This window comes from Enorma phocaeensis (assembly GCF_900186505.1).
Classification (GTDB): Bacteria; Actinomycetota; Coriobacteriia; order Coriobacteriales; family Coriobacteriaceae; genus Enorma; species Enorma phocaeensis.
On sequence record NZ_LT891969.1, the window covers coordinates 590,290 to 603,104 of the forward strand.

Below are 12,815 nucleotides of genomic sequence, written 5' to 3' on the forward strand. Positions count from 1 at the left end.
TCGATCAGGATCGGACGTTCCCCGGCCTTGCCGTATTCAGTATAGGGATTGTCCATTCTACCGTCATCGAGCACATAGGGGTCCATGAACGGCGCAAATGGAACAAGCTCTCCCTGAATGCACCCTACCGCTTTGCGCGCTCCGCGGCCTCGACGACATGCTTGACGAGAATGGCGGTCGTCACGGAACCAACGCCGCCCGGAACAGGGGTGATCGCATCCACAACCGGCTCGACAGCGTCGAATTCAACATCACCGACCAACTCGCCGGCAACGTCATCCCAGTTGAAGCCGACATCCACGACCGTCTGTCCGGCCGTAACGGACCCCGCCCCCACGGTGCGGGCATGGCCGGCGGCAACCACGAGCACGTCCGCAGCGCGGCATTCAGCGGCGAGGTCGCGAGTACGCGTGTGGCACATGGTCACGGTAGCATTCTTCGCTTGGAGCATCATCGAGACCGGTCTGCCGATCACGAGCGAACGCCCGACAACCGTCACGTGCGCGCCGCTCAGCTCGATTCCCGACCTTGCGAGCAGCTCGACGACGGCTTCGGCGGTACAGGGAGGGTATCCAAGGGGCTTGTTCGCGAACACACCGTAGAGCGATTCGACTGTGATGCCATCGACATCCTTTGCTGGATCGAGTGCCGTGCAAACCGCAGCCTCATCGAACGCTGCCGGCAGGGGGCGAAGGATAAGGCAACCATGGATAGAGGGATCGCAGTTCACCTCATCGATGACCTCAAGAAGGTCTTGCTGCGAGCAATCCTCGGCGAGCACGAAGCTCTTGACATCCACGCCGATCTTCTCCGCTCGCTTGCAGGCGCCGCGCTCGTAAGAGAGGTCATCGGGACGCTCGCCAACGCGAACGATGGCAAGCGTTGGAGCGACCCCGCCGGCTCGCAGCACATCGACACGACCTGCAAGCTCCTCGGTTATCGCGGCGGCAATCGGTGCGCCGCGCAGGCTCTTTGCCATAGCTATTCCTCTCCACGAATACGTCTTGCCACCAGCGAAGCGAGGGCATCGGCACGCGGCGCATAGGTTGCAAGCAGCTGGTCGGCTTCTTGCTCCAAGCTTTCGGCATAGGCGCGATCAGCCAGGGCCTTCGTGTTCACGAAGACGTTCAAGCTGGCAGACATGAGCGCAGCCGAGCACAGCGCCGCGCCGCAACCGATATCCGAGAGCAGCATGCGGCTTCCCTTCTCGCCCATCTCCTCGAGCAGCTCGACTGAACGCGCGCACGCACGCATCATCTCCATAGGAGCGGAGCACGCCTTCTTGGTTGCAGCCTCCAGCTCCTGCGCGCGCGCAGGGTCATCCCTGGGGATGCTGTAGGCACGCGAGAGGGGCTCGAACGCCACCGCATCCGCTTGGATGAGCCCTACCAGCTTGGAGCGGAGTTCCTCGGCCTCTCCCATCATGCGGCAAACGTCTTCCTCTACCTCCGCGTAGCGCTTCTTGCCCGCGGTGAAGCTTCCGACCATCGAGCAAAGCGCGATGCCGAGAGCGCCTGCGAGCGCGGCGGCTCCGCCCCCGCCAGGCACGGATTTCCTTGCTGCAAGCTCGCATGCGAAGTCGCGACAAGATAAATCCGCGAGCGAGCCCGTGCTCGCGCTCGTATCGGCCATGGTAACCGTCCAATCTGTTCACGCTGCTATTCGACAGCACCGAAGCAGCGGGTCTCGACACAGGAGAACCCGCCCCGCGCACGGGCAGGTCTCCATATACGTACATACAAGAAGCCTGTAAGCGGACCTCGCACATGGCAACGGCAGTATGCCGCAGGGCTCAATATACCCCTCATCCCCCACGCGTCAACGCATGGAAACACGAGCAGTAGACCATCACGAAAACGATCAGGCCGAGCACAGGGGACCGCCCTAAGCGAAACCTCGAGCGGTCCCCTGTAAGGGATGCTAGAACAGACCGGTGATCACGCCGTTCTCATCGACGTCGATCTTTTCGGCAGAGGGAACCTTCGGGAGGCCGGGCATGGTCATGATATCACCGGTAAGCGCCACCACGAAGCCCGCGCCCGCGGATACCTTGAGGTTGCGAACGGTGATGCGGAAGTTCTCCGGTGCTCCGAGCTTGTGCTGATCGTCTGTGAAGGAGTACTGGGTCTTCGCCACGCAGACCGGCAGGTTCCCGAAGCCGTTCTCCTTGAGCTGCTTCATCTGACGCTGCGCCGCCGGCGTGTAGTCCACACCATCTGCATGGTAGATCTTGGTCGCGATGGCCTCCAGCGCCTCGTCGATCGGAGCGCCGTCCTCGTAGGAGAAGCGGAACTCGTGCGGCTGCTCGCACAAGCGCACGACCTCTTGGGCAAGCGCCTCGCCGCCTTCTCCGCCCTTGGCCCAGACCTCGGAAAGCGCGACGTTCACACCAAGCTCCTGGCACTTCTTCTCCACGAGCGCGAGCTCGGCCGGCGTATCCGTAGGGAACGCGTTGATGGCCACGACACAGGGCAGGCCGTAGACGTTACGGATATTCGACACATGGCGCAGCAGATTGGGAAGGCCGGCCTCAAGCGCCTCGAGATTCTCGGTGGTGAGCTCGGCCTTGGGCACGCCGCCGTTGTACTTGAGGGCGCGCACGGTCGCCACGATGACCACGGCGTCGGGATCGAGATCGGCCATGCGGCATTTGATGTCGAGGAACTTCTCGGCACCCAGGTCGGCGCCGAAGCCAGCCTCGGTCACGACGTACTCGCCGAGCTTGAGGGCGCATTCCGTAGCCTGCACGGAGTTGCAGCCATGCGCGATGTTCGCGAACGGCCCGCCATGTACGAAGGCGGGCGTGTGCTCGAGCGTCTGCACGAGATTCGGCTTGATGGCGTCTTTGAGCAGCGCCGCCATGGCGCCGTGTGCCTTAAGATCCGCCGCGGTGACCGGCTTGCCGCCGTACGTGTAGGCGACGACCATGCGACCCAAGCGCTCCTTGAGGTCCATGAGGCCGCTCGCCAGACAAAACGCGGCCATGACCTCGGAAGCGACGGTGATATCGAAGCCGTCCTCGCGCGGTACGCCCTGAGCCTTGCCGCCCAAGCCGTCGACGATGTGGCGCAGCTGGCGGTCGTTCATATCCACGGCGCGCTTCCATACGATCTGCTTGGGGTCGATACCGAGGGCGTTGCCCTGTTGGATATGGTTGTCGAGCATGGCGGCAAGCAGGTTGTTAGCCGCTCCGATGGCATGGAAGTCACCGGTGAAGTGCAGATTGATGTCCTCCATGGGGACCACCTGGGCATAGCCGCCGCCGGCAGCACCGCCCTTGATGCCGAACACGGGGCCGAGCGAGGGCTCGCGCAGCGCTAGCACCGCCTTCTTGCCCAGGCGCGAAAGCGCATCCGCAAGGCCGACGGAGGTCGTGGTCTTGCCCTCGCCTGCAGGCGTGGGATTGATGGCGGTCACGAGTACGAGCTTCGCCTTGCGCGGCATGTCCCTCAGGGCATTGATATCGACCTTCGCCTTGTACTTTCCGTAATGCTCGAGCTGGTTCTCCACCAGGCCAACCCGTGCCGCGACATCGGAAATGGGCAGCATCTCCGCTTCCTGGGCGATCTCGATATCGGACTTGTACTCCGCCATGTGCACTCCCCTCATCGGCATACGTGACATGCTCTATCCTACCGCCCTTCGCCCTCCTCACAGCAGCCGCATCCGCGAAATGCCGATTATCCATAGCAGACGGGCGCATACGGCACTCCGTCGCACGGAGGGCGATGTGCAAGGCTTCCTATCTCAACGCGCTAGAGACGTTCGACTCGCCCCTCGCGCCCGACCCGATCTTCGAATCGATCTCCCGAGCCATCATTCTTGCCCATTCGCTCGCCATAAGCTCGTTGTGGGCGGTAAGGTACTCGATAGCGTCGTGGACTTCTTCTTCGAACACGATGGCGGCTCCCCCGAAAAGATCGAGTCGACTTCGCTGGACGTAAACCAGTACCTCACCAGACGAAAGAGGGGCCGCATCGAGGCGGCCCCTTCACAATGACTATGCAGGCGGCCAGGCGCAACGCCCGAGGGCGAGCGATGACCCGATCGATTCCGTTATGCCAGATCGGCGAGTTGGATCTTGAGCGCCGCGATGACTCCGGTAAGCTCCTGGACGCGTTCGCGCTTCTTCTCCACGACATCGGGGGCGGCCTTAGCAAGGAACCCCTCGTTGGAGAGCGTGCGCTCGGCTGCTGCAAGCTCCTTCTCGTCCTTGGCGATCTCCTTCTCGATCCGCGCGCGCTCGGCGTCGAAATCCACGAAAGCGCCGACCGTCACGAACGCATCGAAATCGCGGCCGGCAAGTGCCACGGAACCTTCAGGCTTATCGATCTGTCCATCGAGCGCCGTCGTGAGCTCGCCCACATTCGCGAAGCTCATGATGAAGTCGCGCATGCCCTCGATGGCGCGCGCAGCGCTATCGCTATGGGCGCGCACCGCAACATCGAGCGGCTCCTTAGGAGAGATGCGGTAGCGAGCGCGCGTGGAGCGGACATCGGTCACTACAGCGCGAGCAAGCTCGAACGCACGCTCACCGTCCTCGTCGATGAGATGCTCGAAGGCTTCGGGCTCGGGCCAGGATGCGACCATGAGGGCTTCGGCACGATGCGCCTCCCCCGTTGCCGGGTCGACATCAAGCCAGCTCGCCGGCATAGCGTCCCAAATGGCCTCGGTCACGAAGGGCATGAGCGGATGCATGAGGCGCAGGCTCGCATCGAGCACGAAGATGAGGTTGCGCTGCGCCTGCAGGCGGGCACCGTCCTCGCGCAAGCGCGTTTTGGTGACCTCGACGTACCAGTCGCAGACCTCGTTCCAGAAGAACGTCTGGATGCCGCGAGCCACATCGCCAAACGTATATCCCTCGATGCCCTCGGTAACGGACTTCACCATCTTTGCCAGACGGCTCAACATCCAGGCATCGGCAGGCGTCTCGACACGCGGCTCGCCGGGTGTATAGCCCTCCATGTTCATGAGCAAGAAGCGGCTCGCATTCCAAATCTTGGTCACGAAAGCGCGCGCCTGCTCGGTACGCTGGCTGCCTTTGAAGACGTGCGTCTTCTTGTCGATGTCCGCATCGAATTTGACATCCTGGTTGTTGGTGAACAGCGAGAGCAGGTTGAAGCGCATGGCGTCAGCGCCGTACATGTCGATGAGATCCATGGGGTCAACGCCGTTGCCCTTGCTCTTGGACATACGGCTGCCGTCCTTGGCAAGAATCGTCGGGTAGATGACGACGTCATGGAAGGGAACCTCGTCGAGGAAGTACAGAGAGCTCATGATCATGCGCGCAACCCAAAGCGCGATGATGTCGCGCGCGGTGACGAGCGCCGTGGTGGGATGATGCCCTTCGAGTTGCTCGGGATGCTGTGGCCAGCCCTGCGTGGCGAAGGTCCACAGCTGCGAGCTGAACCACGTGTCGAGCACGTTCTCATCCTGGTGCACGTGGCGCCCGCCGCATTTGGGGCACACGTCGGTGTCCTCCATGAGGGCGTCTTCCCAGCCGCAGTCCTCGCAGTAGAAGACCGGGATGCGATGGCCCCACCACAGCTGGCGCGATATGCACCAGTCTTTGAGGTTTTCCATCCACGTAAGATAGCTCTGCTTCCAGCGCTCGGCGTTGAAGCGGATCTTGCCCGAGGTCACGGCCTCCGTCGCAGGCCCCTTGAGCTTATCGACGGCGACGAACCACTGCTCGGATAGCCATGGTTCGAGCGTGTTGTCGCAGCGGTAGCAGTGCATGACGGAGTGATCGTGGTCCTCGATATGGTCGAGCAGACCGTGCTCCTCGAACCAGGCAACGACCTTATCGCGGCATTCGTCGCGCGTGAGTCCGCTGAACTCGCCGTACCCATCGACCACGACGGCGTGCTCGTCAAAGATGTTGATCTGCGGCAAGTCGTGCGCCTGGCCCATGGCATAGTCGTTGGGATCGTGCGCAGGCGTGACCTTGACGAAACCAGAACCAAAGCCAGCGTCCACATGCCAGTCCGCGAAGATCGGGATCTCGCGATCGACGATGGGCAGCTTGACGGTCTTGCCGATGAACGCGGCTTTCTCAGGATCCTTGGGCGAGACCGCGACGCCCGTGTCGCCGAGCATGGTCTCGGGGCGCGTCGTGGCGACGACGATGTACTCCTGGCCGTTCACCGGCTCAGTGAGCGGGTAGCGCAGGTGCCAGAGGTGCCCGTGCTCCTCTTGGTACTCGGCCTCGTCATCGGAGATGGCCGTGGTGCAGCTTGGGCACCAGTTCACGATGCGCTTGCCGCGGTAAATGAGACCGGCGTGGTACCAATCGCAGAAGACGCGGCGCACCGCCTCGGCATACTCGGCATCCATGGTGAAGCGCTCGTCATCGAAATCGACCGAGCAGCCCATGCGACGGATCTGGTTTTGGATGATGCCGCCATACTCATGCGTCCAGTCCCAGCAGGCGTCTATGAAGGCGTCGCGGCCCATCTCAAGGCGGTTTTTGCCCTCGCTCTTGAGCTTCTTGTCAACCTTGGTCTGGGTGGCGATACCGGCATGGTCGGTACCCAGGATCCAACGGGTCGAGCGGCCGCGCATACGCGCCTCGCGCACGATGGCATCTTGGATGGAGTCATCAAGCGCATGGCCCATGTGGAGCATGCCGGTGACGTTAGGCGGCGGGATGACGACCGTGCAATCGCCCACACCGGGACGACGCTGATAGTAACCGCCATCGAGCCACTTCTGGAGAATCTGGGGCTCAGTAGACGCCGGATCGTAGGTCTTGGGCATCTCTTCCACGTCTGCCACCTTCCGCTGGAATAATCGAACCGGTTGGTACCCGGCAAATTCATGCACTGGTTCAAGAGGATAGCATAGAGGGGCAGCCTTGACGCCGCCGCGGCGCTCCAGCGCGTCCGCCTACGCCTTGATCACAGGCAGCCCGATGGTCACCCGCGATCCCTCGCCCTCGAGCGCGAGGCCCTGGCAAGCCGCCGGAACGAGCGCTCCGTGTCCCTGTTTGAGCTCGAAGCGCCGGCCGTCTGCCGCCGCAAGCACGGCATCGCCATCGACCGCGACGAGCACGCGATGCCCATCGAAAGCCGGCAGCGCATAGGAGCTGGTAAGATCCACGGCCTGGACCTCGAAGCCCTCGGCCCGATCGGGCCCAATGAGCTCGCGCAAGCGGTACTCCCCTGTCTCCTCGAGCGTGCGCGGCACCATGACGCAGCGCTCGCGAATGGCATCATCGTCATAGGTGGTGTAATCGAACAGACCGAGGCCCTCGTCTGCCGATAGCCCATGGAACAGCTCGGCATCGTCGATACGCTGCCCACCGATGACGCGCTCGGCGCGAATGGTGACGTCGTTGCATTCGTGGTACTCGACGAACAGGCAATTGGGACCCATGCAATGCGGCATGCCTGCCGGGATGAGGATCTCGTCACCCTCGTGGACCGGAAGCTTGTGCAGACAGTCGACCATGGCGTCGATGTCCTGTCGCTCGAAGAGCTCGCGCCAGAGCTTAGGCGTCACATGTGGCTTGAAGCCGGCGTAAACGTAGCGCTCCTCGGCACCCCCGCGCAAGCGCGCGATATACCATGCCTCCGCCTTGCCCCGGGGCATGCCGAAGTAATGCCGTGCCTTCTCATCGGTGAGATGGCACTGCATGACGATGCGCACCGTTGTATCGCCTGCGCGTACAAGCACTGCAAGCTGACCGGGGTTGAACGAGTGGAAGCGAGCGCCGAGCATCTCCTCGGGATATGCCTGGATGAGCTCATCGAGCCGCACGCCACCCTGCTCGGGGATGGTCTTGCTCACGCCATAGCCCTCGGGCTTGCCTGCGGAAATCGCCCCGTCGGAGGTCACGAGCAGCTCCTCGCATGCATGGCTATCCTCCATGGGCGCCATGCCGCGCCATTCGTTCAAGAGCTTGCCGCCCGTGTAGAACCGCTCGACACGGTTGTCTTGGAACAGAAGCGGCTGGGTGACGAGACGGTGGTCGAACGACATAGCTGAACCTCACGGGCGTTGGACGGACTCAACCTGCATGATACGCCATGTAGAACGCAAATGCATGAGCACGAGCGCTACCGACAGCCGGCACAAGGCAGGTTCCCGGGTCGCAGGGCGCATGCACCAACCAAGCCAGTCGAGGCATTGCATGGTTCCAGGCGCGTTCAAGGTGCCGGCATGCAACCTTTCAAAGCGCAGGCATGCAACCGTACAAGGTGCAGGCATGCAACCTTTGTGCGCCTACTGCACAGATCGAGGCACCGCGAGGCCGAATTCTATGCCAATGACGCACAAAGGATTCTATTTGGATCGAGAGGCATCGTTGACCTCGTCCGCGTTCGGCTCGCTCGCATCCGCGACGCGCTCGGCATGCGCCATGCGCCCGGGATCCTCGGCACGTTCCGTCTCGCTCGCATGGCGTTCGATTGCAGCCTCCACGGTGTCGCCTTGGTCCACATCGAGCGAACGCCACTTAGGCGTGACGATGCGCTGCGCCGGGTAGACGCCTCGATGGCCCGCTACGATATAGCCCACGAACGAAACGATGACATAGAAGGGCGCGGCATACCCGCCAAAAAGGTCGACGCCGAGCATGATCGTGGTAATTGGCACGTTCAGCGCCGCCCCGAAGATACCGATGAGCCCGAGCGCCGCCATGAACGAGGGCTGCACCCCGAGGACCAAACCCAACCAGCCGCCGAGCGCCGCCCCGATGCCAAACAGTGGCGTCACCTCTCCGCCCTGGAAACCCGCGCCCAAGGTGAGAGCCGTAACGACTAGCTTGATGAACGCATCGGCAGGAGTGACCTCGCCCGCGAACCCCGCCTCGATAAGCCAGGACGAGAGACCCGCGTAGCGGAAGAGCCCAAAAGCGACGTAGACGCCAAGAAGGACGAGCGAACCGATCAACGCAGCGGCAAGGTAGTTGGTGATGCGGCTACTGTAGAAATGCCTGACAGCGCGAATCGCCGCCGAAAACAACCGCGCCGCCACGCCGCACGCAATACCCGCGATGACTGCATATGCGATACCGCGCGCGTCGAACTCAGGAATGAGGCCGATGGGATAGGCCTCGCGCGGGGCGCCCAGCATGGTAGCAACAAGGTCGCCTACAAAGGACGCCACAAGGCAGTAGATGCCCGCACCGTAATGGAGCTTGCCGATATAGCACATCTCCATTCCGAAGAACGCTCCGGCAAGCGGTGTGCCGAACACCCCGCCGAAAGCCGCCGAGATCCCCGCCATCATGAGATCCTGGTCGTCATGAGGCTCGAGCTTGCAAACCTTGGAGACAACATCGGCGATGGTGCCACCGATCTGGACCGCAGTGCCCTCGCGGCCAGCAGAACCTCCCGCAAGGTGCGTGGCGACCGAGCACACGAACGTGAAGGGCGCCATCACCCAGGGGATGCGGCGGCCGGTAACCGCCGAATCGATTACCAGGTTGTTGCCGCGCGCCGCCTCACCGCCATAGGTCCGATAAAGCCACGCCGTGAAGACGCCCACTACCGGAAGCAAGGCGAAAACCAGAACATGGCCCTCGCGAAATGCGGTAACCGCGGTGAGGCTCGCGAGAAAGAGCCATGCCACGGCACCCATGCACACGGAGACGAACACCACGAGCACCATGAGGCGCGCGCTCTCACGCACATTGCGCAAGCTCCTCCGCGCGTCCATGGAGAGCATGCGACGTTGGTCCTTGAGCGGTATCTCGACGATAGGATGCCCGTCGTGCCCCGACCTATCCATACGTAGCGCCTACAGAACCGTGTAGCGGGCGAAGTTGTACACGCAGATGAGCACGATCACGATCATCAGACCGCTGAAAAGCTTGTCCACGTGCTGCTCGTCGATACGCTTGTTGATGACGCGACCGCAGATGCCGCCCAAGATGCCGCATGCGATCATCCCCGCGATGAGCAGCGGGTTGATGCTGCCCAAATCGACCGTGGGCAGGCTGGTGATGGTGCTCGCCGCCTGCGAGCACAAAATGATGAACAGCGAGTTCTGCGCGGCGAGCTTGGTCGCCATGCTGAAGAAGTAGAAGAGCACCACCAGGTTGATGGGACCGCCACCGATTCCAAGGAAAGACGACATGACACCCAACGCGAACCCGATGACGAGGCACGGCAGCGTCCCGTCGACGGTGAGCGTCTTGATCTTGGGCTTGTTCAGGTTGTAGACGAGCGTGCCCAACGTGATGATGCCGAGCGCAACCGCTTGAACCGCCCCCGCCATGTCGGGCGTGGCGAAGAGCCCCTCGACGACATCGAAGAGCTGCTTGCCGGCAAGCCCGCCCACCGTGGCGCCGATCGCGAGCGGCAGCGTGTGGTCCGCATCGATCGACGTAGAGCCCGAGAGTCGGTTCCGCAGCACCGAGTAGCAGGTCATGGCTAAAACAGTGCAACCCGAGAGGAAGTTGATGGTGCCGGGAGGCAGCGTTCCCGAGGCATCGAGCACGGGTTTGATGATGACCCCGCCACCAATACCGCAGATCGCGCCGATGATCGAGGCGCCGAAGCTGATGATGAAGAATAGGACGTACATCCTGCCCCCTATGCAAACATGGGATGGACCGCTCAGGCCCATCCCATGGTAACGCAAATAAGCTTCAGGGGCGTAGCCGATACCGCACGGTTTACGCGACGCGGCGCGGTTGCTCTTCGCCGCGGACTGCGGCAGCTGTCACCACGACCTTAGCGACGCCCTCCTCGCTCGGCAAGTCGAACATCGTTTGCTGAAGCACGTCCTCGCAGATGGAGCGCAGACCGCGTGCGCCGGTCTTGCGGGCGAGCGCCAGCTTGGCGATCTCGTGCAGCGCCTCGGGCTCGAACTCGAGCTCGGCACCCTCGAGCTGGAACATGCGCCGGTATTGCTTGGCGATCGCGTTTCGGGGCTCGGTGAGGATGCGCACGAGGTCGTCCTCGTCGAGCGCCTGGGTACGCGTGATCACCGGCGTACGACCGATGAACTCGGGAATCATGCCGAACGCATTCAGGTCTTGCGGGAGCACCTGACGCAAGAGGTCGTTCTCGTCAGTTGAAGTGGGGCCGGCGATCTCGGAGTTGAAGCCTACACCCTTGTTGCCCACGCGATCGGCGATGATCTTGTCGAGGCCCACGAAGGCGCCGCCGCAGATGAACAGGATATTGGTCGTATCGATCTGCAGGAGCTCTTGCTGCGGATGCTTGCGACCTCCCTGCGGGGGAACGCTGGCGACGGTGCCCTCGAGGATCTTCAAGAGCGCCTGCTGCACGCCCTCGCCCGAGACGTCGCGCGTGATGGAGAGGTTCTCCGCCTTTCGGGCGATCTTATCGATCTCGTCGATGTAGATGATGCCAACCTGAGCGCGCTCGATATCGCCGTCAGCTGCCGTGATGAGCTTGAGCAGGATGTTCTCCACGTCCTCGCCCACGTAGCCGGCCTCGGTGAGGGCCGTGGCGTCCGCGATGGCGAAGGGCACCTCCAAGATGCGCGCGAGCGTTTGTGCGAGCAAGGTCTTGCCCGTACCCGTGGGACCGAGCAGGAGGATGTTCGACTTGGCGAGCTCCACGTCGCCGAGATCGTCGGGACTCGCGGAATGCTTGCCGAGCGGCGCTGCTGCACGGCGACCATCGCTCTCATCGTGAGCGCCCTCGGCGGCACCGCCCTCGATAACGCGGCGGTAATGGTTGTACACAGCCACCGACATCGCGCGCTTGGCATCCTCCTGGCCCATGACGTACTGCGACAGCTCGTCGTATATCTCATGCGGCGTGGGAACGCGGTTGATCACGGGCGTCACGGGGGCGTCGGACTCTGCGTCGGCGTCATCATCGGGCTCGACCTCATAGCCCATGCTCGCAAGCATCTCGGGTGTGATGCCGGGATTCGCCGCGATGTAATCGCTTGCAAGCGATTCCTCGAGGATATCGACGCACGCAGCCACGCACTCATCGCAGATGAAGGTGTTGTTGGGACCTTTCACGAGCTTGCGCACCTGACCCTGCTCCTTACCGCAGAAAGAGCAGCGGATGGGATCGTCGGTCATATCGTCATGATAGGTGGGGGGCACGCCTCCCCTACCGCGCCCCGCCATTACTGGGCCACCTTGACGGCATCGGAGCGCGACGAGATGATGCGGTCCACCAGACCGTACTCGAGGGCCTCCTGAGCACGCATGTAATGGTCACGCTCGGTATCGAGCTCGACCTTCTCGAACGGCTGACCCGTCGCGTCGGCGAGGATCTGGTTGAGGTTGCGACGGTTCTCCTTGATCTCCTGAGCGGCGATCTCGATCTCAGTCTGCTGACCTTGGGCGCCGCCGCTGGGCTGATGGATCATGACCATCGAATTGGGCAGGCAGAAGCGCTTGCCCTTGGCGCCGTTGGCGAGCAGCACCGCCGCCATCGACGCCGCCATGCCGATGCAGATCGTCGAGACATCGGGCTTGATGAAGTTCATCGTGTCCAAGATGGCGAGCCCGGAGTACACCTCGCCGCCGGGCGAGTTGATGTAGAGCGAGATGTCCTTCTCGGCGTCTTGGCTTTCAAGATGGAGCAGCTGCGCGACGACGAGGTTCGCCGTCACCGAGTTGATCTCCTCGCCCAAAAAGACGATGCGATCGTTCAGGAGGCGGGAGTAGATGTCATAGCTACGCTCACCGCGCGGCGTCTGCTCGATGACGTAGGGCACGAGCGCCGAATCGATCCGATCGATCATGCGGTCTCCTCTCATGGTTTCAAAAACGCGTACGGTGCCCGACCACTCGGCCAGCCACCGTACGCTCACCGGTTATCCGGTTACCTACTCTACCCAATCTGCGAGCGCTTACGCACGCGCGATGGAGT

The 12,815-nt window shown here is 62.5% G+C and carries 10 protein-coding genes; all 10 read right to left on the bottom strand.

Translation table 11 applies throughout. From position 1 onward, the window contains the following. Positions 1-124: 124 nt before the first annotated feature. Positions 125-979, bottom strand: coding sequence for a bifunctional 5,10-methylenetetrahydrofolate dehydrogenase/5,10-methenyltetrahydrofolate cyclohydrolase (locus C1717_RS05605; protein ID WP_102372207.1), 855 nt, complete (start codon positions 977-979; stop codon positions 125-127). Positions 980-981: 2 nt separating this feature from the next. Further along, positions 982-1,632: a cyclodeaminase/cyclohydrolase family protein gene (locus C1717_RS05610; RefSeq protein ID WP_102372208.1), complete on the bottom strand. Its 651-nt coding sequence runs from the start codon at positions 1,630-1,632 to the stop codon at positions 982-984. Between the two features lie 288 nt (positions 1,633-1,920). After that, entirely contained in the window at positions 1,921-3,594 is a 1,674-nt protein-coding gene (locus tag C1717_RS05615; RefSeq protein WP_102372209.1) for a formate--tetrahydrofolate ligase, read from the bottom strand. Between the two features lie 148 nt (positions 3,595-3,742). Beyond that, a complete protein-coding gene (locus C1717_RS10580) occupies positions 3,743-3,898 on the bottom strand; it encodes a hypothetical protein (RefSeq protein WP_180965851.1) in 156 nt (51 codons plus the stop codon). Positions 3,899-4,056: 158 nt separating this feature from the next. Next, positions 4,057-6,759 carry a valine--tRNA ligase gene (locus C1717_RS05620; RefSeq protein ID WP_102372337.1) on the bottom strand — a complete coding sequence of 901 codons (2,703 nt, stop codon included), beginning with the start codon at positions 6,757-6,759 and terminating at the stop codon, positions 4,057-4,059. A 129-nt stretch (positions 6,760-6,888) separates the two neighbouring features. Further along, positions 6,889-7,983, bottom strand: a complete 1,095-nt coding sequence (locus C1717_RS05625; RefSeq protein WP_102372210.1) for a hypothetical protein — start codon at positions 7,981-7,983, stop codon at positions 6,889-6,891. Positions 7,984-8,286: 303 nt separating this feature from the next. Continuing rightward, complete coding sequence (locus C1717_RS05630; RefSeq protein WP_102372211.1) at positions 8,287-9,735, bottom strand: chloride channel protein; 1,449 nt, start codon at positions 9,733-9,735, stop codon at positions 8,287-8,289. A gap of 9 nt (positions 9,736-9,744) precedes the next feature. After that, entirely contained in the window at positions 9,745-10,533 is a 789-nt protein-coding gene (locus tag C1717_RS05635; RefSeq protein ID WP_180965852.1) for a sulfite exporter TauE/SafE family protein, read from the bottom strand. Between the two features lie 91 nt (positions 10,534-10,624). Continuing rightward, complete coding sequence (clpX, locus tag C1717_RS05640) at positions 10,625-12,016, bottom strand: ATP-dependent Clp protease ATP-binding subunit ClpX (RefSeq protein WP_180965861.1); 1,392 nt, start codon at positions 12,014-12,016, stop codon at positions 10,625-10,627. Between the two features lie 47 nt (positions 12,017-12,063). Next, a complete protein-coding gene (locus C1717_RS05645; protein WP_102372213.1) occupies positions 12,064-12,687 on the bottom strand; it encodes an ATP-dependent Clp protease proteolytic subunit in 624 nt (207 codons plus the stop codon). Positions 12,688-12,815: the final 128 nt, after the last annotated feature.

Coding starts and splice junctions, on each gene's coding strand:
- C1717_RS05625 (WP_102372210.1), bottom strand. CDS start 7,983: ATGTCGTTCGACCACCGTCTCGTCACCCAGCCGCTTCTGTTCCAAGAC.
- C1717_RS05645 (WP_102372213.1), bottom strand. CDS start 12,687: ATGATCGATCGGATCGATTCGGCGCTCGTGCCCTACGTCATCGAGCAG.
- C1717_RS05630 (WP_102372211.1), bottom strand. CDS start 9,735: ATGGATAGGTCGGGGCACGACGGGCATCCTATCGTCGAGATACCGCTC.
- C1717_RS05605 (WP_102372207.1), bottom strand. CDS start 979: ATGGCAAAGAGCCTGCGCGGCGCACCGATTGCCGCCGCGATAACCGAG.
- clpX (WP_180965861.1), bottom strand. CDS start 12,016: ATGACCGACGATCCCATCCGCTGCTCTTTCTGCGGTAAGGAGCAGGGT.
- C1717_RS05635 (WP_180965852.1), bottom strand. CDS start 10,533: ATGTACGTCCTATTCTTCATCATCAGCTTCGGCGCCTCGATCATCGGC.
- C1717_RS05610 (WP_102372208.1), bottom strand. CDS start 1,632: ATGGCCGATACGAGCGCGAGCACGGGCTCGCTCGCGGATTTATCTTGT.
- C1717_RS05615 (WP_102372209.1), bottom strand. CDS start 3,594: ATGGCGGAGTACAAGTCCGATATCGAGATCGCCCAGGAAGCGGAGATG.
- C1717_RS05620 (WP_102372337.1), bottom strand. CDS start 6,759: ATGCCCAAGACCTACGATCCGGCGTCTACTGAGCCCCAGATTCTCCAG.